The following is a 21,658-nucleotide window of genomic DNA, read 5'->3' as shown; positions in this document are numbered from 1 at the left end:
TGCAGCGGTTAAAGTTACAACCATGTCTGTCAAAAATGCCCCGTCACGCGGCACGCGCCGCGGTGCCCGTAAAGGCACGGCTAATCGCTCGCGGCCTTCCGGTCGTAGCGCATCAGAGGTTAAGGTGACTAAGTCGAACCGCGCTGTCGAGTCTTCCCCAGAAAGGACCGGCAGCGCCTTTCGTGCTGTAGGCAAGGGCATTGGTGCTGCGTTTGGGGCGACCGCTCGGGGAGTGGGCAGCCTGACTCGCGGTGTTGGACAAGGAATGGCGAACCTGCGGCCCGCAGAGGAACCGCTACTGGAAGAAACGGAGCCGAAAGAAATTTCCGCACGTGAGAATAAGAAGAGCAAGGTGACTCGCGCACGCGACGTTGCCAAGGAGGAGCCTGCGGAGGCTACCGACGCATCTGAGGAGATGCAGCAGCAAGAAGAGCGCACCTTCTCCATCGGTAACCCGGATGCCGTCGCGCTCGTACTCATCGGCCTGGCTGTCATTTTGGCTGCCGCCGTGTGGTTCGGCGTCGCCGGTTCCGTTGGTGAGGCCGTCGCCTATGGCGTCAAGGTCATCATTGGCGCGGGCGCCTGGGTTCTGCCGATCGGCCTGCTGGGCCTAGCCATCGTGCTGATGATGGAACTGACCGGCCCCGCGGGTCAGTTCAAGCCCCGAACCGTCGTGGGCACAGTCGTCATCATCGTCTCCATGTTGGGACTCATCCACATCTTCGCCGGTCTGCCGGAAACCTGGCCTGCCCGCGGTGAAGCTGGTGGTGCCATCGGTTTTGTGGCCGGCGGACTGCTATCTGTTGCCTTCTCCAAGTACGTGGCAGCACCACTGCTGATTCTGTGCATTGTCTATGGTGGACTCAACGTCACGGGTATTACCCTGCGCGAAGCTTACGATGCCGCCGCAGCAGGACTATCCAACCTCTTCTCCAGCCTGCGTCCAAAGAGTGAAGAGGAAGTTGCCGCTGAGGAAGCCGCTGCTGACGATGATGATCTCTACGGCTACGTCGATGACGACCTGGAAGACATTGCCGAAGGCCGTGAGCGCAAGCCACGCCCAACCCCGACTGCACAGCCGACACCAAAGCAGCGTGCCGCTGCGTGGAAGCGTAAGCCACGTCCGAAGGCTGCTCCGATTCAGCAGCCAACTGAGCCAGCCGATGTTGAGCCAACTGATGTTGGGTCTGGTGCTAACCAGACCCAGCAGCTGTCCTTTGACCAGGTAGCCCCGGAGCAGACCCAGTCGCTGGGTGCTGCGCAGCCTGCGTCCCCGAAGGCCACCGGCGATACCGATGAGTTCCCGGTCGTACCTGACGATGCCGCCCCGGCACCGAAGCCGCAGAAGAAGGCACAGCCGCGCAAGGCTGACAAGCCAGAGTCCACTCAGGTTCTGCCTGCACAGTCGGGTTCGTCGAATGCTGGCAAGGCTGCCGGTGGCGCCGCTGCCGCAGCAGCAGGTGCAGCAGGTGCAGCCGCGGGTGCTGCTGCCGCGTCGGCTGCCCAGCAGGGCAATGCTGCAGGCGATGCAGTATCCGCCGCCCACGAGCGCGCCCGCCAGCTTTTCCGCGAGCGTTCCGGTCGTGATGCCACCTCCGGCCAGTCGGTCGACGAGCCTGCATCCCAGGAGGTAGCCCCGGCAGCAGAGACCGCACCGGCGCAGTTCGGCAATGAGGATTACGCTGTGCCGACTACTGATCTGCTCACCGCAGGTACTCCGGCCAAGGTGCGCACTGAGGCCAACGATCGCATCATCGATGCGATTACTGATGTCTTCGCAGAATTCAAGGTCGACGCACAGGTCACCGGTTTTAGCCGTGGCCCGACAGTCACCCGCTACGAAATTGAGCTGGGCCCTGGTGTGAAGGTCTCGAAGATTACGAACCTGCAGTCCAACCTGGCTTATGCCGTGGCCACCGATAACCTGCGTTTGCTGACTCCGATTCCGGGCAAGTCCGCAGTCGGTATTGAGGTACCGAACGCCGATCGCGAGATGGTGCGCCTGCGTGAGGTGCTCGACGCTCCGGCGATTGCCTCGTCGGCTGATCCGATGCTGGTTGGTCTGGGCAAGGATATTGAAGGCCAGTACACCTCGTACTCGATTCAAAAGATGCCGCACCTGCTGGTTGCTGGTGCCACCGGTTCCGGTAAATCGGCATTCGTGAACTCGATGCTGGTCTCGCTGCTTACCCGTGCCACGCCTGACGATGTCCGCCTCATCCTCGTCGACCCGAAGATGGTGGAGCTGACTCCGTACGAGGGCATCCCGCACCTGATTACTCCAATCATCACCCAGCCGAAGAAGGCCGCTGCTGCACTGCAGTGGTTGGTGGAGGAGATGGAGCAGCGCTACATGGATATGAAGGCTGCTCGCGTCCGCAAGATTGAGGACTTCAACCGCAAGGTCCGCTCCGGTGAGCACCAAGCTCCGGCTGGTTCCGAGCGCGAGATGCGCCCGTACCCGTACATCGTCTGTGTTGTCGACGAGTTGGCAGACCTGATGATGACCGCACCGAAGGAGATTGAGGACTCCATCGTGCGCATCACGCAGAAGGCTCGTGCTGCCGGTATCCACCTGGTGCTGGCAACCCAGCGCCCGTCCGTCGACGTTGTGACCGGTCTGATTAAGACCAACGTCCCATCCCGCCTGGCGTTCGCTACCTCCTCGCTGACTGACTCCCGCGTCATCCTGGACCAGGGCGGTGCGGAGAAGCTCATCGGTATGGGCGATGCACTGTTCATCCCGCAGGGCGGTCGCCCGGTACGTATGCAGGGTGCCTTCGTCTCTGACGATGAGGTCATGGCCGTCGTGGATGCCGCCAAGGAGCAGGCGGACCCGAACTACACCGAGGGTGTGACCGAAGAAAAGGTTTCTGAGTCGAAGAAGGAAATCGACGAAGAAATCGGCAAGGACATGGACGACCTCCTCGAGGCCGTCGAACTGGTGGTCACCGCACAGCTGGGCTCGACGTCCATGCTGCAGCGCAAGCTGCGCATTGGCTTTGCGAAGGCCGGCCGCCTGATGGACCTCATGGAATCCCGCGGTGTCGTGGGCCCATCGGAAGGCTCCAAGGCCCGTGAGGTCCTGGTCAAGCCTGAAGAGCTCGACACCATCATCTGGATGATCAAGGGCGCTGATCCCAAGGACGCCCCGAAGGAAATCCAGGAGGAAATGGCCCAGGAGCAAGCCGGCTCCGAGGGTGACTCCGCAAGCGCCGAGTCGTTTAATGACGACTCGAATGGCCCTGACGCATCCAACGATGGTTCCGGTAACGACACCCGCACGGTGCAGGCGACCTACAACCCGTCGTCAGGTGCTTTCTAGCGGTTAAGAAAAAATACACGCATAGTTGCCTCTGCCACAGAGGCGCTGTGTCGTGTAAACTTAGCCGAGTCCAGGAGGGGAGTACCCCACCTTCACGGCATTGATCGTCAACACGGCAGCTTTAATTAGCTCCCGGTCATGTCGGTCCAGCTTCTAGCTGGGCGGGGGAGACCTCCGGTCATGTTGTTGTTTCTACGACCGGAGGGACTATCCGCACATGGGTGTACCAGTTTGGATTTGGGTCATCACCATCGTGGTGATCCTTGGCTTCTTCATCTTCGATTTTTATTCGCATGTGCGTACCCCGCACGAGCCCACCCTGAAAGAATCAGGGTTCTGGACGCTGTTCTACGTCATCTTCGCATTAGTCTTTGGCCTGGGCGTCTGGATTATTTGGGACCAAGAGCATGCGCTGCAGTACTACACAGGTTATGTGACAGAAAAAGCACTCTCTGTCGATAACCTCTTCGTCTTCGCCCTGATTATGGGCGCATTTAAGATTCCGCGTAAGTACCAGCAAAAAGTACTTCTTATCGGCATTGTGATCGCGCTGGTCTGCCGCTTGGTCTTCATCCTGCTGGGCGCAGCAGTCATCGCTGCTTGGTCGGATGTGTTCTACCTCTTCGCTATCTTCCTGCTGTTTACCGCAGTCAAGCTGATTATCGACGAGATCCGCGACGCACCGGAGACCGACCCGAACGACATGCTGATCATCCGCGTGCTGCGCAAGGTCATGCACGTGACCCCGCACTACCACGGTGACAAGCTGCGTGCTCGCGATAAGAGCGGCAAGAAGGGCTTTACTCCGCTGTTTATCGCCCTGGTTGCTATCGGCCTGGTGGACGTCATGTTCGCCTTCGACTCGATTCCAGCCATCTACGGCATTACTTCTGAGCCGTTCCTGGTCTTTACCACCAACGCGTTCTCCCTGATGGGTCTGCGCCAGATGTACTTCCTGCTCGACGGCCTGCTGGACCGCCTGGTGTACCTGCCTTACGGCCTGGGCATCATTCTGGGCTTCATCGGTGTCAAGCTGCTGCTGCACGCTCTGCACGAGAACAACCTGCCATTCATCAATGGTGGCGAGGACGTTACCGGGGCTCCAGAAATCTCCACCGAGGGCTCCCTGGTGGTCATCGTCGGTGTCTTGGTGGTCACGGTCGTGGCCTCCATCATCAAGAACAAGCGCGACGAAGCCCAGGGTGGTATTCGCGTCTCCCACAACCACTACGACTGGGATGACGAGGGCAACAAGATTGTCCGTAACAAGAAGGGCGACTACGTCGGTCTGGCTTCTGAGGTGGACCGCTCGGAGCTGCCATAGCTCAGCGTGAAGCAAAGCTTGACCGCATGATTTAAGCCGGTGCCTACTGCAACAATCGCAGGGCACCGGCTGTGGTGTGTTTTAAGGTCTTCGGACTGGGGTGGGTCTTAGGAGGTCGCAACAGCGGAACCAATAACCGGGTTCCAGGCGCGGAAGGTGCGGCCAGTAATACAGCCGTTGGCGAAGAATGGATCTTCATCCATGATGGTCATGACCTCAGAGACAGGTAGTTCCTTTTCGAACTTCAGCACAATGAGCGCGCCACCCTTGGAGTCAGTGTGAGGACCAGAGCCCAACACACAGCCGCGGTTGTCGAGGCGGGAGATGAACCTGCGGTGTGCGGGACGGTTCTTTTCAATCTCCGGATTGTTCGGATTGTATTCATAGCTGACGGCGTAGTAGTACATGTGCTCATTTTACTGATTGGGGGAGCCGACACAGCGCGAATAGTTTCACAGGTAAGATATTGGTCGTGAGCAATCCAGCACCGAAGTCAGAGGACGCAGCCGCATCCACGCAGGTATCGAATTGGAACCTGCCCAATGTGTTGACGAGTCTGCGCATTTTATTTATTCCCGTCTTCGCTTGGCTGGTGTTAGCAGGGCATCAGTGGTGGGCCTTTGGTCTTTTCGTAGCGCTGATGATTACTGACAAGCTCGACGGTGATATCGCTCGTGCGCGTGGTCTGGTGACCAACTTTGGCAAGATTGCCGACCCGATTGCTGACAAGGCACTCATGGCCACCGCCTTCATCAGCTTGAACCTGCTGGGCGTGCTGCCGTGGTGGATTACTTTCTTGATTCTCTTCCGCGAATTCGGCATCACTATCTGGCGCATGGTGCTGTTGCGTCAGGGCAAGGTGGTTCCGGCGTCCAAGGGTGGCAAGCTCAAGACCGTTCTGCAGTCGCTGGCTGTGGCGATGTATCTGTGCCCGCTGCCGGAGTGGATGAACGTGCCAACCTACGTGGTCATGCTGCTGGCCCTGGCAGTCACGCTGGTTACTGGCGTGCAGTACCTCATTGACGGAAAGAAGCAGAATCAGTGACTCCGGCGCAGCTCGTCCGCGAGCTCACCAGCCGTGGCGAGACCATTGCGACCTGTGAGTCTTTAACTGCGGGTTTAGTTGCTGCAACGCTTGCCGATGTCCCCGGCGCCTCCGCCGTCCTCCGCGGCGGTTTGGTCACCTACGCCACCGAACTCAAAGCGCACTTCATTGATTGCAGTGTTGAGCACCTCGAAGAACAAGGCGTTGTCTCCGAAGCCACTGCGTGTGAGATGGCTACTGCCGCGGGGCAGGAGTGCGGTTCGACGTGGGCACTGGGGCTTACTGGTGTTGCCGGCCCTGACTTACAAGAAGGCCACGCACCCGGAACTGTGTGCATTGGTCTGTGGCATGAATCCGGCTTTGTGGAATCGGAGACCGTGACGGGTCTGCCGGGTGAGCGCAACGAGATTCGTTCGGGCGCCGTCACCGCCGCATTGAGTCTGTTAGGCTCAAGTTTGGAAAGTTTTTCTCCCAATCGGGAACAATCTGACTAAGAGAGCCGTTGGAAGGGGTAATGGACACTACAACCGCACTTCTGGAACAGACTGCCACCGCCCCGGCAAGTACTCGCCGCGCGCCGGAACCGCTGCTGCGTGAGGCCCTCGGTATCACTCTGCGCGCTTTCCGCGCTGACAAGGGTGTGACCCTGCGTGAGCTCGCTGCCGTGGCCCGAGTATCCCCTGGCTACCTCTCCGAACTGGAACGCGGCCGCAAGGAAGTTTCCTCCGAGCTGCTGGCAGCTGTCTGCCACGGCCTGCAGGTCAGCGTTTCTGACGTTCTCATCGAAGCCGCCGGCTACATGGCGCTGCCTTCCGTCGACGAAGAACTCGCCTCGACTGCTCCGGCAGCATCCGAAATCTAAAGTCCGAATCAAGTTTCGGACGTTGGTAAATAGCGCTGGGAAACACAGCGTATTTCATAGTTGATGGCACCCGCTTCGGGTGCCTCTTCGCTACGATGTACAACGTAGATTAATTAACAAACTCACTATTGAGGAAGGCTTCCTTTCACTATGGCTAACCCGTTTACTAAGGCGTGGAAGTACTTTATGGCGCTGTTCGATTCCAAGATCGAAGAGCATGCAGACCCGAAGGTGCAGATCGAGCAGGCCATCGAGGAAGCACAGCGCCAGCATCAGGAGCTTTCCCAGCAGGCTGCCGCCGTCGTGGGCAACCAGCGTCAGCTGGAAATGCAGCTGAACCGTCGCCTCAGCGAGATCGAGAAGCTGCAGGGTAATACCCGTCAGGCTCTCGAGCTGGCCGATAAGGCACGCGCCAACGGCGACAACGACAAGGCTGTCGAGTACGAAAACGCCGCTGAGGCTTTCGCCGCACAGCTGGTGACCGCCGAGCAGTCCGTCGAAGACACCAAGAAGCTGCACGACCAGGCTCTCCAGCAGGCTGAGTCCGCAAAGAAGGCAGTGGAACGTAACTCCCTGGCTCTGCGTGAGAAGGTCAATGAGCGTTCCAAGCTGCTGTCCCAGTTGGAGCAGGCCAAGATGCAGGAGAAGGTCTCCGAGTCGCTGTCCAGCATGAACGAGCTGACCTCCAACGGCAACACTCCGTCGTTGGATTCCGTGCGAGACAAGATCGAGCGCCGTTACTCCAAGGCTCTGGGCCAGGCTGAGCTGGCTGAGAACTCCGTCGATGCCCGTATGCGCGAGGTCGAGCAGGCCGGTGTCCAGATGGCTGGCCACTCCCGCCTGGAGCAGATCCGCTCTGAGATGAACCAGGGCAAGGCTGTCGAGTCTGGTCAGAACAAGAACCAGGCCATCGAGTCTGGTGCTCAGAACAACAACGAGCAGCCGAACGTCCAGCCAACTGACGTCTCCAACGACGCAGTGCAGGCTCGTCTGCGTGAGCTGCGCGGCGAGTAATTCTCGCAGTAGCTAGAAGGCTTATGAAGGACCCGGGTTTCTCGGCTCCTTTCGTCGTTTTGTCACCCGCTGGTTTAGTCGCCCACGCCGCGAGCACGCAGTGCTTCGGCAAGTGCCTCGGCTCGACGTAGCGAGCGAATGATGACCGGGGTGCCGAAAGCGCTGAGTGAGAATCCCAGGCCGCGGGCCTTGCGTGCATCTAGTACGTCATAGACGGTTTCAAACATCAGTGGAATAAGCCGGATGGTCAGTGACATCGCCAAGCTAATGGTTTCTACCGGTAGTCCCAGCTTGCCTAGCGGGCGCAGTGCGCGCTCCAAAGAATCCATGATGGATTCCACCGTGGAAGTTAGCGTGAGCAGGAATGCCGCCAGGATGGTCGACAGCAAACTGATAACGAGTACTGCGGCAAACTCTGCGCCCTTGGCCCACCATTGGAAAAGCCCCAGCGGCACGAGGATGAACAGTGGTGCGACCAGTTGAGGGAGCGCGACCTTCGGTGGGATATGCGCGATGACATAAAGAATGACCACGAGCACTAAGCCCGCGAGAGCGCGAGGAATAGTGGTGGCAAAGATACTCATGACCAGAATGAAGATGATGAGCAATCCGATTTTGAGCGCAGGTGCCGCCCGGTGGACAAGGGTGTTCCCGGGTACGTAGGCAGCAAAGGGGATGGTGCGCTGACGATTCTGCATGGCTGGTCCTAGTCCGCAGAATTGCTCATGAGGTTGCGGTAGAAATCAATGACCTCAGCTGGGCGACCATCGGCCACGATCTGACCCTGGTCGATGCACAGCACGCGGTCGAAGTCATCCAAGAATTCTAGGTCGTGAGTCACCACGATGACTTGCTGGTCGAGCTGCGCGAATTCCTTTTTGATGCGGTCGCGGTTGCGTAGGTCCAGCAAGGTGGTTGGCTCATCGGCAATGATGAGTTGCGGGTCGAGAACTGTTACGGCAGCCAGTGCCAGTAACTGCTTTTGTCCGCCGGACAGCGTGTGCGGGGACTGGTCGGCGTGGTCGTACAGGCCAAAGCGGTGCAAGGAGGCATCGACAAGCTTCTGCACCTTCTCCTTGCCCAACTTGAAGCGCTTGAGCGAAAAGGCGATGTCCTGCCGCACGGTCGGCATGACGATCTGGTTTTCGGCATCGGAGAAGACGAAGCCGACCTTGCGGCGAATATCGGAACCATGCTTGGCCACGTCCTGGCCATCGACAGTAACGGTGCCGCTGGTTGCCTCACCCAGGCCGTTGATAAGCCGCACGAAGGTTGACTTACCGCCGCCGTTGGCGCCGATGATGCCGATGCGGTTCTCCGTCAGCAAGACGTTGATGTCGCGGAGAATAGTGGCGTTCTCGTAGGCGACGGAGACGTTCTGGAAGTTAATCTCCGGCACGGGCGACCCCCTTGCGGCGCAGCTGCGGGAAGGCTTGGTGGACGGCGAGTGCGATGATGACGGCAAAGATGAGCTTGCCGGTATCCGGTAACACGAAGGCGAGCTGCGCACCGAAGGCAGCGAGCGTGTCCATGCCAGCGCGCAGCATCAGGCCGATGGCACCGCAGGCGTACTGGACGAGCAGGCCCACGATGGCGGCGAAGGCAAAGACAATCGTCATGCCGGACTTGGTACGCGGTGCGCGGTAGGCCAAGGCGCCTGCAATGGCAGGGGAGAGCACGTAGCCGATGATGTAGCCGGCGGTTGGACCTGCCAAGGAACGCAAGGTGGTGCCGCCACCAGCCAGGACTGGCAGCGCCAGGCCTAGTAACAGGAAGAGCAGGCCAACATAAAGGCCACGGCGCGGGCCTAAGACTAAGCCGGCGAGAATGAGCGCGGCATTTTGCAGCACAATGGGAACACCCGCGGCACCAACGGGGATGGTGACGAAGGCAAGCACGATGACAATCGCGGTAAAGACCGCCACATAAGCCACATCGCTGGCTACGTTGTTCTTGGACATGCGAATGACAGTAGCAGAATTGGTTATAGGTGCTGGATGAAACGTTATTGAACACCGTTCATTTGGGGGTAGCGGCACAAGAAAAATGCAAGTGGGTAGGGTGGCAGGCATGCGATTGACGGAGTTTCATCAACTGGTAGTCGATGAGTTTGGCGATGCTAAAGGAAACTGGATTAGCCACTCGCACGTATTGGCGAAGTTGGGTGATACGCCGAATGCTCTGATTGATTCTGGAGTCGATCCACGGCACGTATGGGAAGAGCTGTGCGATGATTTTGACGTGCCAGAAGAGCGCCGTTTAGGTATCGACTACCCGGGTAAATAACGCGCCGGTGCGCGAAGTCGAAATTCGAACACATGTGTGTGTAAGGTAGTGGATGTCGTCGCGGCACGATAATGTTTCTCCTCGCATGGGAACCGAAGCCGCGAAAAAGCAGTCTAAAAGGTTAAGGCGCCTTATTCCCATAGGTTAGGCGCACTCACCAACAACGTTAGGGATTAAAACATGGCAGCAAAGAAGAAGGGCACCTCCAAGGCCTCGCAAGGAGATGACCGCCAAAAGGCACTCGACGCCGCAATGTCGATGATTGAAAAGGACTTCGGCAAGGGCGCTGTGATGCGCCTGGGCGATGACAACCGCCCGCCGATTAAGGCCATTTCTTCCGGTAACACTGCAATCGATATTGCGCTGGGCATCGGCGGTTTCCCGCGCGGTCGTGTCGTGGAGATTTACGGTCCTGAATCTTCCGGTAAGACCACTGTCGCACTGCACGCTGTGGCACAGGCGCAGAAGGACGGCGGCATTGCCGCGTTTATCGATGCTGAGCACGCCCTGGACCCGGAATACGCGCGTCTGCTGGGCGTAGATACCGATAACCTGCTGGTCTCTCAGCCAGATACTGGTGAGCAGGCCCTGGAAATCGCCGACATGCTGGTCCGCTCCGGTGCTATCGATATCATCGTCGTCGACTCCGTGGCAGCGTTGACCCCGAAGGCGGAAATCGAAGGCGAGATGGGTGACAGCCACGTGGGTCTGCAGGCCCGCCTGATGTCGCAGGCACTGCGTAAGATGACCGGCGCGCTGTACAGCTCTGGTACGACCGCCATCTTTATTAACCAGCTGCGTGAGAAGATCGGCGTAATGTTCGGCTCCCCGGAGACCACCACCGGTGGTAAGGCACTGAAGTTCTATGCTTCCGTGCGCTGCGATATCCGTCGTATCCAGACTCTCAAGGACGGCCAGGACGCTATTGGTAATCGCACCAAGCTCAAGGTTGTGAAGAACAAGGTTTCCCCGCCGTTCAAGATTGCTGAGTTCGACATCCTTTACGGCGAAGGCATCTCCCGTGAGTCGTCGATTATTGACCTTGGTGTCCAGCACGGCTTTATCAAGAAGTCCGGTTCCTGGTTTACCTACGAAGGCGACCAACTGGGACAGGGCAAGGAAAAGGCCCGCAAGTTCCTCAAGGACAACCAGGACCTGGCCAACGAGATCGAGCAGAAGATCTTTAAGAAGCTGGGCATTGGCGAGCAGTCCGCCGAGGACGAAGAAGCAGCCATGGATGTGCCCGGTGCTGATGATCCGTTGACCGATGAGGCAGTGGACCTGGTGCCGAACGTAGACTTCGACGACGAGTAGGAGTTAATCCATGCAGCAGCCTTCTGCAGAGAAGGTCGAGAAGCTGCGCCAGGCGCTGGCAGAGTACGAGTCCGGTGAACATGCCGGGGAACTTTTTGACGAAGCCGCCGAAGAAGACAAGGCCCGAGTGCGCAAGCGTGCACTCGGCCTTTTAGATCAGCGCTCGCGTTCTCGACATGAACTCAAAGAGCGTCTCCTGCGCGCGGAGTTTCCCGAGTCAGTTATCGACGAAGTCCTCGATGATTTAGCTCGGGTGGGCTTGCTCAATGACGCGGCCTTTGCCCACGAGTGGGTGCGCCAACGTCATGGCCGGCGTGGTAAGTCCGCGCGCGTGCTGGACCGGGAGTTGCAGCGCAAGGGTGTCGGTCAAGAGGAGCGTGCTGACGCACTGGAGCAAATCGATGAAGCCGATGAAGAAGCCATGGCGCGGAAGTTCGCCGAGAAGAAAGCGCGAAGTGTGAAATCGGTTCCTGCCGATAGGGCAGAGCGCGACAAAGCACTGCGCCGTATCGTCGGCGTGCTTGCCCGCCGTGGCTACAACGAAGGCATGTCGTTGCGCCTAGCTAAAGAGGCATTAGAAAACCGCTGCGCGGAGTTGGAAGAATCCTAAACTCGCGCGCAGCGGGGAGCCGCGGTGGCGGCTCGGTGAGCCTGAATGATTACTCGGCTGGGTTGCGGATTCCCTTGTAACCCGGGGCGTGCCAGTCGGCGTTGACCTGGTCCTTGGTTTCCAGACCCTGGTCGCGGTGGTGCGGGACGTTCGCGACGATGTTCTTGCGGGCACGTCCGGCACGCAGCTGGTGCTCGACGCGCTCGGCCAGGGTGGTCAGGCCCCAGTTGATAAGAATCATGATGATAGCGACCACGACCAGCGATGCCAGGTAGTTCTGGTTGAAGGATGCAGACTGGATACCGGAGCGAACCACTTCGATGTAGCCAATCTGGTAGCCCAGCGCGGAGTCCTTCAGAGCAATGACCATCTGTGCAATCAGAGCCGGCAGCATGGACGCGACTGCCTGCGGCAGGAGCACCTTCCACATCGTCAGCTGGTGCGACAGGCCCAGTGCTTGGGCGGCTTCGGTCTGGCCCTTAGGTAGGGAACGGATACCGGAGCGGAGAATCTCTGCAATCACGGAGCCGTTGTACAAAGTCAGCGCGAAGACCACTGCAGCAAAAGCCAGGTAGCGGGATGGTACTAGGCCGTAGACCGCGAAGAGCTGGTAGGCGAAGATCATCAGCAACAGCACCGGGATGGCGCGGAAGAACTCCACGACCACACCGCAGAACCAGCGAATAGGGGCGATTTGGCTTAGACGTCCCAGGCCGAAGACCACACCAAAGACGATGGCCAACAGGATGGACGCAAATGCTGAGAGCAAGGTACCGCGCAGACCAGGCAGCAGGTAGGTGGTCCAGGTCTGGGAATTAAGGAACGGTGTCCACAGGTCAGCTTCCAGCTGACCGCGCTCGTTAAGCGTGTAGAGAATCCAGCCGAAGATGGCCAGGGCCACGATTGCAGAGATAATCGTGTAGATGACGTTGTTACGGCGGCCCTTAGGTCCCGGGGCGTCGTACAGAACGGTTGCGCGTACTGACATTATTTCTTCACCGCCAGCTTCTCAGAAAGCTTGCCCAGGCCTAAGCCCATCGGCAAGGTAAGGATGATAAAGCCAGCAGCGAAGATGAGGAAGATGACAAAGAGCTGATTAGCGTGCATCTCAATGGTCGACTTCATCAGCAACGATGCTTCCGCGACACCGATGGCCGAGGCAATCGTGGTGTTCTTCGTCAGCGCGATAAGCGTATTGCCCAGCGGAACAATCGCGGCACGAACTGCCTGCGGGAAGATGATGGTGCGGAAGGTCTGACCGAAGCCCAAGCCGAGAGAACGAGCGGCTTCGGCTTGACCAAAGTCCACGGTGTTAATGCCAGAGCGCAGCGATTCTGCCACAAACGCACTGGTGTAGAGAATGAAACCGACAATCGCGAGGCGGAAGTTGTTATCCACCAGGAAGGTATCCGAATCGCGGCTCGCTAATGCCAAGCCGAGGTTCTGATACAGACCGAAGGAACAGAACAGAATAATCAGCGTCAGTGGCGTATTGCGCACAATGGTGATGTACGTCGTAGCCATCCAGCGCAGGATTCCGACCGGGGAGACACGCATGGCGGTCAACACGGTTCCTAAGATCATGGCGCCCAGTGCTGACCAGAACGTCAGCTGGATAGTAATCCAGAACGCCGGCCACAGCCCTGGACCAAGCTGGTCCCACATGGCACTCATGGGGTCCTCCTCGTCGAGTGTCGGTGTGCCCTATTAGCTAGGGCACCAATGATGAGTGCGCACTCCTTAAGGAGTGCGCGTGATTAATCTTCGGGGAGATTAATCCAGGAAGGACAGGTCACCCGGGGTGCCTGGCTGGATGGCGTCGCCTTCGCCCAGGTTGGCGGAGATGAAGTTGTCGAACTCGCCGGAGTCGATCATCTCTTCCAGGGCGGCGTTGATGGCGTCGGTAGCCTCCTGGTCATCCTTGGTGATGCCGATGCCGTAGTACTCATCGGTGAAAGGTTCACCGTCTTCTTCCAGCTCCACGACCTTGAACTCGCCCTCATGCTGCGCGGCGTAGCCATTCAGGATGGTCGCGTCGGTGGTCATGGCATCGACGTTGCCCTGGGACAGTGCCTCAACACAGGAGGAGTAGGTGTCGTACTCCTGCAGCTGCACGGACGGCAGTGCTTCCTTCACGGTCTGAGCCGGGGTAGAGCCGGTCACAGAGCAGAGAATCTTGCCGTCCAGGCCTTCCAGGCCGGTGATTTCGGTGTTGTCTTCGCTCACCAGCAGTGCCTGGTGGGTCAGCAGGTACGGGCCACCGAAGTTTACGGACTCAGCGCGGGAGGCGTTGATGGAGTAGGTAGCGGCAATGCCGTCGACCTCACCGTTCTGGATGAGGGTTTCACGCTGTGCGGATGGAGCCTCACGCCACTCGATTTCCGGGTGCTCCCAGCCGTTTTCATCGGCGATGTGGTTGACCACGTAGGTAAAGACGTCCACGTCCAGACCGGTCAGGGAGCCATCGCCCTCACGCAGGCCCAGGCCTGGCTGGTCGAACTTGGTACCCAGGGTCACGTTGCCGGACTCGATGCTAGCCAGCAGGCCGCCCTCGCCGCCTTCACCGTCGCCGCCACAGGCAGCGAGCAGAACACCAGAGAGAGCAACAGTGGAAATGGTGGCGGACATACGCTTGAAAGACATTGGATTCTCCTTTTGAGAGTAGAAATTTAGGTGGATAGGGGAATGGTTAGTGCTGGAGGATCTTGCCCAGGAAGTCCTTGGCACGATCCGATTGCGGGTTGGTGAAGAAGGACTCCGGGTCGGTGTCCTCGACGACCTCGCCGTCGGCCATGAACAAGATGCGATCGGCAGCTCTGCGGGCAAAGCCCATCTCGTGGGTAACCACGACCATGGTCATGCCTTCGCGAGCAAGGTCCGTCATAACGTCGAGGACCTCGTTGACCATCTCCGGGTCAAGGGCGGAGGTGGGCTCATCGAAAAGCATGATCTTTGGCTGCATGGCCAACGCACGGGCGATGGCCACACGCTGTTGCTGACCACCGGAGAGCTGTGCCGGGTACTTGCTGGCCTGGTTGGCAATGCCCACTCGGTCCAGCAGCTTTTCCGCGAGCTCGTTGGCCTCAGCGTTTTTCAGCTTGCGCACCTCGGTCGGGCCCAAGGTGACGTTGTCTTTGATGGTCAGGTGCGGAAACAGGTTGAACTGCTGGAAGACCATGCCGACGTTGGAACGCAGCTTGGCCAGGTCTTTGCCTTCCTCTGGCAGCTTTTCACCGTCGATGGTGATGGTGCCTTCCTCGATGGTTTCGAGGCGGTTGATGGTGCGGCAGAGGGTGGATTTGCCGGAGCCGGACGGGCCCAAGACCACGACGACCTCACCGCGGGCGACCTCAATATTGATGTCGCGCAGAGCCTGGAAGTCATCGAAGTACTTGTTGACGCCGGACATCTGGATCATGGGCGTAGATGAAGTGTCTGCCATGTCACCAATCCTTCGGTCTGTGATGTCAATTACTTGAGTTGATAATAGATGTTTGCAAATTCACACGTTGGCAAGTTTGCAAAAATTCCCACCCGCGGGGGTGGCCAAGAGTTGGTTAGGTGATGGCCTTATACATCGATAGAATGTCCCGACGTGGAGCAGACGATTTCAAACCCTAGGACCTACGAAGTTCGCACCTTTGGCTGCCAGATGAATGTGCACGATTCCGAGCGCATTTCCGGCCTGCTGGAGGAGGCGGGCTACGCCGCCGTGCCGGAAGGCGATGAGCCGGACCTGGTGGTGTTCAACACCTGTGCGGTGCGTGAAAACGCCGACAAGCGTCTCTACGGCACCCTGGGTGCACTGAAGAAGACCAAGGAAAACCACCCGGGCATGCAGATTGCCGTCGGCGGCTGCCTGGCGCAGAAGGATAAAGACACTGTCCTTGACAATGCCCCCTGGGTCGATGCGGTCTTTGGCACCCACAACATGTCGGCGCTGCCTACGCTGTTAGAGCGCGCCCGCCACAACGACGAAGCTCAGGTCGAAATCGTCGACGCACTCGAGGCTTTCCCGTCCGTCCTGCCGGCCAAGCGTGAGTCGGCCTATGCCGGTTGGGTGTCTGTGTCTGTGGGTTGTAACAACACCTGCACCTTCTGCATCGTGCCTTCGTTGCGCGGTAAGGAAGAAGACCGTCGCCCCGGCGACATCATCGCGGAGGTTCAGGCTCTCGTTGACCAGGGTGTCTCTGAGGTGACCCTGCTGGGCCAGAACGTCAACGCTTATGGCGTGCACTTTGCCGACCCGGATCTGCCGCGTGACCGCTTTGCTTTTTCCAAGCTGCTGCGCGAGGTCGGCAAGATCGACGGCCTGGAGCGCCTGCGTTTTACCTCCCCGCACCCGGCAGAATTCACTTCCGATGTCATCGACGCTATGGCTGAGACCCCGGCGGTCTGCCCGCAGCTGCACATGCCGCTGCAGTCCGGTTCCGACCGCATCCTGAAGCTGATGCGCCGTTCCTACCGCACCAAGAAATTCCTGGGCATCCTGGATGAGGTGCGCGAGAAGATGCCGCACGCTGCGATTACCACCGACATCATCGTTGGTTTCCCAGGCGAGACCGAAGAGGACTTCCAGGAGACCATGGAAGTCGTCGAGAAGGCACGCTTTAGCTCGGCCTTTACCTTCCAGTACTCGCCGCGCCCGGGCACCCCGGCAGCGGAAATGGAAGACCAGATCCCGAAGGACGTCGTCCAGGATCGCTTTGAGCGCCTCGTCGCCTTGCAGGACCGCATCCAGGCCGAAGAAAACGCCAAGCTGGTCGGCGCCGACGTCGAATTGCTGGTGCAGGCCGAAGGCGGCCGCAAGAATGACCAGACCCACCGTATGACTGGTCGCGCCCGCGATGGCCGCCTGGTGCACTTTGCGCCTATCGACGCCGCCGGCAACGACATCTCCGCCGACATTCGCCCGGGCGACGTCGTCCACGGAACCGTGACCAGTGCGGGTTCCTTCTTCCTGGTCGTCGACGGTGGCGTTACCGAGCACCGCCGCACCAAGGCCGGTGATATGTCTGCTGCCGGTCAAACCCCGACCACCGCACCTATTGGCGTGGGCCTGGGTCTGCCACAGGTGGGCAAGCCTTCCCAGCCTGCAGCTAACGATGCCTGCGGGTGCTAAAGCACAAAGCCACGCGATAAGCCTAAGCTAGGAAAACATGACGAAGAATAACGCTGCTGCACAACGCGAACGCCAGGCTGCCAAGTACATGGACCTGCGCGGTCAAAAGATCACCTTGATGGTCGCGCTCGTAGCGTTCGTCGGCTTCCTCTTCCTGCCTTATGCCGGCGGTATTCCCGGTTGGCAGGCACTCGTGTCGCCTGGCGATGTCCAAGTCGGCTTGATGGAGAAAATCCCCATGGTTCTTTCCGTCGTGGGCCTGGGCATTCTCACCACGCTGACGCTTATCACCCGCCGCGCCGTCTTCGGCTTGGTCGGCTGGATGATGGTCACCGTCGCTTTCTTCGGTTCCTTGTGGGCCTTCTGGTTCCGCGGCAGCACTGCCGATGCCGCACAAATCGGCATGTGGCTACTCCTACTGGGCAACGGCCTGGCCTTCCTGGCCTACTGCCTGGTCGCCCTGCGCCGTAGCCCAGAGCAGGAAAAGGCTTATGCTGCTGCCCGCCAAGAGGCGAGCCAGCTCGATGAGGTCGGCCAGATGCAGTCTGAGGCCACCATCAAGGAAGAAGAAAACCCACTGCTTATCGATGACCGCCGCGCCCGCGCCGCCCGCCGTCATCGCGGCGAAGACGAGGACGCCACCGACTAAAGCGCCAACTCCCAGGCGGAGCTGCGCGAAATAGCGCGTGCTCCCAGTCGCTCGTAGAGCGCATTCATTCCCGGGTCGTCGTCAGCGACTGAACAGTAGATTCGCCGCACATCCGGCCAATAACCATTGACCTCATGCAACGCGGTCAGCTTGGCCAGCATGCCCAACCCGGCGCGCCTGCGCCCACGGGCAGTGACAGTCAAGGTCCATTCACAGACTTCCGGGTCTGCTGCTTCGTGCCGCGACAGCTCTGTCAGCGCCACAATCCGCGGAGCGTCCTTGCTTTCGCTGTTTCCGATGTCTGCGCTGTTGTCGTTTGAATCGCTGTTAGTGCCGCTGTGCTCGCACAGGGCGACTAACAGCGTGTGGGAGCGGCGTTGCCTCAGGCGTGCGTGTGCTTCGGCGAGGCGTTGTCGGGTCCATTGGATGGGTTCGACGTGTAGTTTGCCGTAGTGGGCGTCGGTGGAGGCGATGGTGAGTAGTTCGAGGACTTGGTCGAGGTACTCATCGGGGATGGAGTAGTCCGGCCAGATTTCTGCACGCAGAGGTTGTGGCAGTAGTGGTGCGGCAGGGGAGTCGGGGATGTCCATCTGCAGCTGGGTTTCGGAATGCTTGCGTTGAAAACCGAGTTCTGTGTACACCCGTGACATCGCGTCGTAGCTGGGGTCGGCTTCGGGAGGATGCAGAAGGCCGACTTGGGCGATGCTGCGGCCCAGTTTCTGGGCTTGCTCGAGTGCGGCGCGTGCCATCCAGTTGGCGACCTCGTAGCCGTCGTCATCAAGGGCTTGCCCGGGCAGCGGCAAGAATTGAGCGTCAAGAACGCATTCGATATCGGCGTTCTCGCGTTCTTCTAATAGAGGTAGCGAGAGATGAATGAAGCCGAGGTAGTCCATCTCCGGGCTAGGTTCGATGGCAGGAATGGTGGGCAGGCCAAGTTCGCCGACCTCAGCGAGTGGTGCGTCATCGTCGTCAATGACGGCGAAGAGGTAGGTATGGGATTCCGTGGAGCCTTGCAGGCGTTGGACGACACGTTGTGGGGAGGTGGAGGCAGCAGCATCCCCGCAGGCTTCCTGGGCTGCCAGATTGGCCATGAACACGAAGGTGCGCACGGCATCGGCAGGTTCCCAGTCAGTCCCGGAAAGCTGCGGGGTGGCGATTTCTACTAGTTGCACTACTGGTCGTCGACAGCTGCTGCGGCGGTATCGGCCCACTGTTGCCACTGTGCGGCCTGCTCGCGCAGCTGCTGTGCCTTCTTAGCGTTGCCCTTGGACTCAGCTTCTTCAGCCTGCGCGGTGAACTCGTCGGCGCGGTCCTGGAACTGCGCGACGCGTGCCTGGGCCTCCGGATCGGTGCGACGCCACTGGGATTCTTCCGCGGCAGCCACACGCCTTTCCACAGCAGCAATCTTGTCTTCGTACTCGCGTACCTGATTGCGCGGAACGAAGCCGATTTCTTCCCACTTTTCCTGCAGCTCACGCAGCTTTTCCTGCGCAGCGTGCAGGTTCTTATCCGGGTCAATCTGCGCGTCGTATTCGGCCAGCAGTGCGTCCTTGGCTTCTGCGTTGGCAGCAAATTCCTTATCGCGCTGGTCATTGACCGCATTGCGGGCGTTGAAGAAGTGATCCTGAGCGGCGCGGAACTGTGCCCACAGCTTGTCATCGATATCGCGCTGCGCACGACCAGCGGCCTTCCACTCAGCCATCAGGTCGCGGTAGGCACGAGCCGTTGGACCCCAGTCGGTGGAGTTCTGCAGGGCCTCAGCGCGGACGATGATGTCTTCTTTCTTCTTGCGTGCTGCCGCACGGTTGCGGTCGAGCTCAGCAAAGTGCGAACCACGACGGCGGTTGAAAGAATCACGTGCACGGGAGTAGCGCTTCCACAGCTGGTCATCGGTCTTGCGATCGATACCGCGAATCTGCTTCCACTCTTCCAAGATGGCGCGAATGCGATCGCCAGCTGCCTTCCACTCGGTGGAGTTCTCCGCGATCTCTTCTGCTTCTTCTGCCAGCTTTTCCTTCTTGGCAATAGCTTCGGCACGACGACGCTGCTTATCAGCCTGGGCCTGCTCACCAGCGGTCACGGAGTGATCCATGACGGTCTGCAGACGCTTATCCAAAGCAGGAATATCACCAATGACTGCAGCAGTCGGCAGGGTCTCGCGCAGTTCCGCAGCAGTCTGCTTGATGGATTCTGCCTCACCTGGGTTAGCCTTCAGGCGAGCTTCCAGCAGCTCAATCTCGGTGGACAGATCGTCGTAACGCGCACCGTAGTGGGCCAGGCCTTCCGCCGGGGTACCTGCCTGCCACTGGCCAATCAGGCGCTCACCATTGGCATCGGTGACGTAGACATTGCCCTCATCATCGACGCGACCAAACTTAGAAGGGTCATTTTTCGGCGGCTGCTGCATGGCAACGGGCTTTTTAGCGCCCTTCCGTGGCATCGCACCAGGATTAGGGATAGGAGACAAGACAGACACCGTCCTTTGTGTAACTTAGCCGCGCGTCACGGCTGCCAAACAATACTGCTTAAACAGTACCGCCTAAGCATTAGCCGTGCGGGTAACCTGCAAAACTTTTACTAGGATAAACAGGTGATGAAAAAACTTGTGGTCATGCCCGCTAGCCCGGCGTTGGCAGTCGAGCTTGCCCCCGGCGATGCAGCCTCGCGGGAATTGCTGGACTCTTTATGTAAAATCCTGCAATCGGCAGTCACAAAGCACACCACAGGCATCGATATCGTTGCCTCCCGCAACTCCCGCTGGCATACCGTTCATACCGGTAGCCTGCGCGCCTGGGGAGCACCACACGTACAGCTCGGCGCCGGTAACTACCTGCCAGAAATCATGGCCCACTACGCACTACGCGCCGCAGGCCTAGAGCATCTGCCAGTCCATGAGTCCCGGGAGCACATGGGCACGCTTGACGATGCCTCCCTCACCATCCTCGTCATCGACGGCAGTGCCGGACTCACCCCGCGCGCCCCGTTGGCGCTGCTAGACGATGGTCCCGCAGCTGATGAGTGGTGCCAAAAGCTATTGAAGGGTGAGATGCCTCAGCCATTTCCGCTTCAGGACGCGGGCGTCGTGGAACCTGAGCTGTGGCTCGAACTGGCAGAGATTCAACCGCAGTCTGTGCGCCTCGTTGCTGCTGATAGCAGCCTGGGCGTGGGACGCTACATCGCAGAATGGGAGGTTTAAATCATGCCTACTCCTATTGCCGTGGTCGGCCCGACTGCGTCGGGTAAATCCGCACTCGGTTTGGCTCTGGCCCATCACCTCGATGGGGAAGTCGTCAACGTCGATTCCATGCAGCTGTACAAGGGCATGGACATCGGCACAGCGAAGCTAAGCGTAGAAGAACGCGAAGGCATCCCACACCACCAGTTGGACGTGTGGGAACTGACCGATACTGCATCCGTGGCGCGCTACCAGCGCGATGCCGTGGCAGATGTAGAAGACATCATGTCCCGGGGCAAGACGCCCATCCTGGTCGGCGGGTCGATGCTATACGTGCAATCACTCGTCGATGACTGGCAGTTTCCACCGACCGACCCGGAAGTTCGCGCGAAGTATGAGCAGCGCCGGAAAGAGATTGGCATCGATAAGCTGCATGCCGAATTAGCCGAGATCGACCCGGCAGCAGCCAGCATCATCGAAGACAAAGACCCCCGCCGTACCGTGCGTGCACTCGAGGTCATTGAATTAACCGGCAAGCCTTTCCAAGCCAGCCAACCGCCGAAGAATGCCGCACCGCGTTGGGGCACGCGCCTTTTGGGCCTGAAGACGAATGCAGAGTGGCTCAACCCGCGCATCGAAAAGCGAACACACCAGATGTTTGAACGCGGCCTGGTCGACGAAGTAGAAGACCTACAGGCCAAGGGCTTGCGCGAAGATTCCACCGCGGGACGTGCGATTGGCTACGCACAGGTTTTCCAAGCCCAACGCGGTGAGCTGACCTGGGATGAGGCCGTTGAGCGCACGATTACCGGCACGCGTCGCTATGTGCGCCGCCAGCGTTCCTGGTTTAACCGGGATAAGCGCATTACCTGGTTGGATGCTGCCGGCGATACCTTCGCCCAAGCCCGCGAGCACCTGGAGTAGTTCACAGT

The 21,658-nt window shown here is 59.2% G+C and carries 23 protein-coding genes; 13 read left to right on the top strand and 10 right to left on the bottom strand.

What is annotated here, in order from left to right:
- Nucleotides 1–22 precede the first annotated feature (22 nt).
- Both UL81_RS07005 and UL81_RS07000 read left to right on the top strand, forming a co-directional pair.
- Entirely contained in the window at nucleotides 23–3,325 is a 3,303-nt protein-coding gene (locus tag UL81_RS07005) for an FtsK/SpoIIIE family DNA translocase (protein WP_035104967.1), read from the top strand.
- A gap of 217 nt (nucleotides 3,326–3,542) precedes the next feature.
- Nucleotides 3,543–4,649 (top strand): TerC family protein, encoded by a 1,107-nt coding sequence (locus tag UL81_RS07000; RefSeq protein WP_035104963.1) that lies wholly within the window; start codon nucleotides 3,543–3,545, stop codon nucleotides 4,647–4,649.
- Nucleotides 4,650–4,756: 107 nt separating this feature from the next.
- Here UL81_RS07000 and UL81_RS06995 read toward each other — a convergent pair whose 3' ends face one another.
- Nucleotides 4,757–5,056: a YciI family protein gene (locus UL81_RS06995; protein ID WP_035104960.1), complete on the bottom strand. Its 300-nt coding sequence runs from the start codon at nucleotides 5,054–5,056 to the stop codon at nucleotides 4,757–4,759.
- 56 nt (nucleotides 5,057–5,112) lie between these two features.
- Between UL81_RS06995 and pgsA the strand changes: the two genes are divergently transcribed.
- The 4 genes from pgsA (at nucleotide 5,113) to UL81_RS06975 (ending at nucleotide 7,570) form a co-directional block, all read left to right on the top strand.
- Nucleotides 5,113–5,694, top strand: a complete 582-nt coding sequence (gene pgsA / locus UL81_RS06990; RefSeq protein ID WP_144407167.1) for a CDP-diacylglycerol--glycerol-3-phosphate 3-phosphatidyltransferase — start codon at nucleotides 5,113–5,115, stop codon at nucleotides 5,692–5,694.
- Nucleotides 5,691–6,188, top strand: a complete 498-nt coding sequence (locus UL81_RS06985) for a CinA family protein (protein ID WP_035104959.1) — start codon at nucleotides 5,691–5,693, stop codon at nucleotides 6,186–6,188. The genes pgsA and UL81_RS06985 overlap by 4 nt, the downstream gene beginning before the upstream one ends.
- A 20-nt stretch (nucleotides 6,189–6,208) precedes the next feature.
- Nucleotides 6,209–6,556: a helix-turn-helix domain-containing protein gene (locus UL81_RS06980; RefSeq protein WP_035104955.1), complete on the top strand. Its 348-nt coding sequence runs from the start codon at nucleotides 6,209–6,211 to the stop codon at nucleotides 6,554–6,556.
- A gap of 150 nt (nucleotides 6,557–6,706) precedes the next feature.
- On the top strand, nucleotides 6,707–7,570 hold the full coding sequence (locus UL81_RS06975; RefSeq protein ID WP_035104954.1) for a PspA/IM30 family protein: 864 nt from the start codon (nucleotides 6,707–6,709) through the stop codon (nucleotides 7,568–7,570).
- A 74-nt stretch (nucleotides 7,571–7,644) separates the two neighbouring features.
- Here UL81_RS06975 and UL81_RS06970 read toward each other — a convergent pair whose 3' ends face one another.
- From UL81_RS06970 to UL81_RS06960, 3 genes are read right to left on the bottom strand one after another with little or no spacing between them, the layout of a single operon-like run.
- Nucleotides 7,645–8,268, bottom strand: a complete 624-nt coding sequence (locus UL81_RS06970; protein WP_035104952.1) for an energy-coupling factor transporter transmembrane component T family protein — start codon at nucleotides 8,266–8,268, stop codon at nucleotides 7,645–7,647.
- A gap of 8 nt (nucleotides 8,269–8,276) precedes the next feature.
- Entirely contained in the window at nucleotides 8,277–8,969 is a 693-nt protein-coding gene (locus UL81_RS06965) for an energy-coupling factor ABC transporter ATP-binding protein (RefSeq protein ID WP_035104948.1), read from the bottom strand.
- The gene (locus UL81_RS06960; protein WP_046453423.1) at nucleotides 8,956–9,531 is read right to left on the bottom strand and encodes a biotin transporter BioY; all 576 of its coding nucleotides are present in this window, start codon (nucleotides 9,529–9,531) and stop codon (nucleotides 8,956–8,958) included. Before UL81_RS06960 ends, UL81_RS06965 begins: the two co-directional genes overlap by 14 nt.
- A 109-nt stretch (nucleotides 9,532–9,640) precedes the next feature.
- Here UL81_RS06960 and UL81_RS06955 point away from each other — a divergent pair, with 109 nt between their 5' ends.
- From UL81_RS06955 to recX, 3 genes are all read left to right on the top strand, one after another.
- Complete coding sequence (locus UL81_RS06955) at nucleotides 9,641–9,856, top strand: DUF3046 domain-containing protein (RefSeq protein ID WP_035105474.1); 216 nt, start codon at nucleotides 9,641–9,643, stop codon at nucleotides 9,854–9,856.
- A gap of 180 nt (nucleotides 9,857–10,036) precedes the next feature.
- Nucleotides 10,037–11,170: a recombinase RecA gene (gene recA, locus UL81_RS06950; protein WP_035104946.1), complete on the top strand. Its 1,134-nt coding sequence runs from the start codon at nucleotides 10,037–10,039 to the stop codon at nucleotides 11,168–11,170.
- Nucleotides 11,171–11,180: 10 nt separating this feature from the next.
- Nucleotides 11,181–11,780 (top strand): recombination regulator RecX, encoded by a 600-nt coding sequence (recX, locus tag UL81_RS06945; RefSeq protein ID WP_035104944.1) that lies wholly within the window; start codon nucleotides 11,181–11,183, stop codon nucleotides 11,778–11,780.
- A gap of 49 nt (nucleotides 11,781–11,829) precedes the next feature.
- Here recX and UL81_RS06940 read toward each other — a convergent pair whose 3' ends face one another.
- The 4 genes from UL81_RS06940 to gluA form a co-directional block, all read right to left on the bottom strand.
- Nucleotides 11,830–12,768 carry an amino acid ABC transporter permease gene (locus tag UL81_RS06940; RefSeq protein ID WP_035104942.1) on the bottom strand — a complete coding sequence of 313 codons (939 nt, stop codon included), beginning with the start codon at nucleotides 12,766–12,768 and terminating at the stop codon, nucleotides 11,830–11,832.
- Complete coding sequence (gene gluC / locus UL81_RS06935) at nucleotides 12,768–13,454, bottom strand: glutamate ABC transporter permease GluC (RefSeq protein WP_035104940.1); 687 nt, start codon at nucleotides 13,452–13,454, stop codon at nucleotides 12,768–12,770. Before gluC ends, UL81_RS06940 begins: the two co-directional genes overlap by 1 nt.
- 99 nt (nucleotides 13,455–13,553) lie before the next feature.
- Nucleotides 13,554–14,423 carry a glutamate ABC transporter substrate-binding protein gene (locus UL81_RS06930; RefSeq protein ID WP_046453422.1) on the bottom strand — a complete coding sequence of 290 codons (870 nt, stop codon included), beginning with the start codon at nucleotides 14,421–14,423 and terminating at the stop codon, nucleotides 13,554–13,556.
- Between the two features lie 46 nt (nucleotides 14,424–14,469).
- Entirely contained in the window at nucleotides 14,470–15,198 is a 729-nt protein-coding gene (gene gluA, locus UL81_RS06925; protein ID WP_035104936.1) for a glutamate ABC transporter ATP-binding protein GluA, read from the bottom strand.
- A gap of 177 nt (nucleotides 15,199–15,375) precedes the next feature.
- Here gluA and miaB point away from each other — a divergent pair, with 177 nt between their 5' ends.
- Together miaB and UL81_RS06915 are read left to right on the top strand one after the other, a co-directional pair.
- Nucleotides 15,376–16,902: a tRNA (N6-isopentenyl adenosine(37)-C2)-methylthiotransferase MiaB gene (gene miaB / locus UL81_RS06920; protein WP_081961391.1), complete on the top strand. Its 1,527-nt coding sequence runs from the start codon at nucleotides 15,376–15,378 to the stop codon at nucleotides 16,900–16,902.
- A gap of 37 nt (nucleotides 16,903–16,939) precedes the next feature.
- Nucleotides 16,940–17,551: an Rv2732c family membrane protein gene (locus tag UL81_RS06915; RefSeq protein ID WP_035104934.1), complete on the top strand. Its 612-nt coding sequence runs from the start codon at nucleotides 16,940–16,942 to the stop codon at nucleotides 17,549–17,551.
- Here the strand turns inward: UL81_RS06915 and UL81_RS06910 are convergent.
- Both UL81_RS06910 and UL81_RS06905 read right to left on the bottom strand, forming a co-directional pair.
- The gene (locus tag UL81_RS06910; protein ID WP_179944082.1) at nucleotides 17,548–18,723 is read right to left on the bottom strand and encodes a GNAT family N-acetyltransferase; all 1,176 of its coding nucleotides are present in this window, start codon (nucleotides 18,721–18,723) and stop codon (nucleotides 17,548–17,550) included. The two genes, UL81_RS06915 and UL81_RS06910, sit on opposite strands and share 4 nt — an antisense overlap.
- On the bottom strand, nucleotides 18,723–19,991 hold the full coding sequence (locus UL81_RS06905) for a DUF349 domain-containing protein (protein WP_179944124.1): 1,269 nt from the start codon (nucleotides 19,989–19,991) through the stop codon (nucleotides 18,723–18,725). Before UL81_RS06905 ends, UL81_RS06910 begins: the two co-directional genes overlap by 1 nt.
- A gap of 153 nt (nucleotides 19,992–20,144) precedes the next feature.
- Here UL81_RS06905 and UL81_RS06900 point away from each other — a divergent pair, with 153 nt between their 5' ends.
- Together UL81_RS06900 and miaA are read left to right on the top strand one after the other, a co-directional pair.
- Nucleotides 20,145–20,747 carry a hypothetical protein gene (locus UL81_RS06900; RefSeq protein WP_046453421.1) on the top strand — a complete coding sequence of 201 codons (603 nt, stop codon included), beginning with the start codon at nucleotides 20,145–20,147 and terminating at the stop codon, nucleotides 20,745–20,747.
- Nucleotides 20,748–20,750: 3 nt separating this feature from the next.
- On the top strand, nucleotides 20,751–21,650 hold the full coding sequence (miaA, locus tag UL81_RS06895; RefSeq protein WP_035104932.1) for a tRNA (adenosine(37)-N6)-dimethylallyltransferase MiaA: 900 nt from the start codon (nucleotides 20,751–20,753) through the stop codon (nucleotides 21,648–21,650).
- Nucleotides 21,651–21,658: the final 8 nt, after the last annotated feature.

Origin of the sequence: Corynebacterium camporealensis (assembly GCF_000980815.1) — a bacterium.
Lineage (GTDB): Bacteria > Actinomycetota > Actinomycetes > Mycobacteriales > Mycobacteriaceae > Corynebacterium > Corynebacterium camporealense.
This window is presented reverse-complemented; position numbering and strand designations above follow the sequence as displayed.

Excerpts from the sequence above, each read along its gene's own strand:
- UL81_RS06905 (WP_179944124.1), bottom strand. The coding sequence starts at position 19,991 with ATGCCACGGAAGGGCGCTAAAAAGCCCGTTGCCATGCAGCAGCCGCCG.
- UL81_RS07005 (WP_035104967.1), top strand. The coding sequence starts at position 23 with ATGTCTGTCAAAAATGCCCCGTCACGCGGCACGCGCCGCGGTGCCCGT.
- UL81_RS06960 (WP_046453423.1), bottom strand. The coding sequence starts at position 9,531 with ATGTCCAAGAACAACGTAGCCAGCGATGTGGCTTATGTGGCGGTCTTT.
- UL81_RS06980 (WP_035104955.1), top strand. The coding sequence starts at position 6,209 with ATGGACACTACAACCGCACTTCTGGAACAGACTGCCACCGCCCCGGCA.
- UL81_RS07000 (WP_035104963.1), top strand. The coding sequence starts at position 3,543 with ATGGGTGTACCAGTTTGGATTTGGGTCATCACCATCGTGGTGATCCTT.
- UL81_RS06970 (WP_035104952.1), bottom strand. The coding sequence starts at position 8,268 with ATGCAGAATCGTCAGCGCACCATCCCCTTTGCTGCCTACGTACCCGGG.
- UL81_RS06975 (WP_035104954.1), top strand. The coding sequence starts at position 6,707 with ATGGCTAACCCGTTTACTAAGGCGTGGAAGTACTTTATGGCGCTGTTC.
- UL81_RS06955 (WP_035105474.1), top strand. The coding sequence starts at position 9,641 with ATGCGATTGACGGAGTTTCATCAACTGGTAGTCGATGAGTTTGGCGAT.
- UL81_RS06915 (WP_035104934.1), top strand. The coding sequence starts at position 16,940 with ATGACGAAGAATAACGCTGCTGCACAACGCGAACGCCAGGCTGCCAAG.
- UL81_RS06900 (WP_046453421.1), top strand. The coding sequence starts at position 20,145 with ATGAAAAAACTTGTGGTCATGCCCGCTAGCCCGGCGTTGGCAGTCGAG.
- UL81_RS06940 (WP_035104942.1), bottom strand. The coding sequence starts at position 12,768 with ATGTCAGTACGCGCAACCGTTCTGTACGACGCCCCGGGACCTAAGGGC.
- recA (WP_035104946.1), top strand. The coding sequence starts at position 10,037 with ATGGCAGCAAAGAAGAAGGGCACCTCCAAGGCCTCGCAAGGAGATGAC.
- gluC (WP_035104940.1), bottom strand. The coding sequence starts at position 13,454 with ATGAGTGCCATGTGGGACCAGCTTGGTCCAGGGCTGTGGCCGGCGTTC.
- UL81_RS06995 (WP_035104960.1), bottom strand. The coding sequence starts at position 5,056 with ATGTACTACTACGCCGTCAGCTATGAATACAATCCGAACAATCCGGAG.
- UL81_RS06930 (WP_046453422.1), bottom strand. The coding sequence starts at position 14,423 with ATGTCTTTCAAGCGTATGTCCGCCACCATTTCCACTGTTGCTCTCTCT.
- miaA (WP_035104932.1), top strand. The coding sequence starts at position 20,751 with ATGCCTACTCCTATTGCCGTGGTCGGCCCGACTGCGTCGGGTAAATCC.
- gluA (WP_035104936.1), bottom strand. The coding sequence starts at position 15,198 with ATGATCCAGATGTCCGGCGTCAACAAGTACTTCGATGACTTCCAGGCT.
- recX (WP_035104944.1), top strand. The coding sequence starts at position 11,181 with ATGCAGCAGCCTTCTGCAGAGAAGGTCGAGAAGCTGCGCCAGGCGCTG.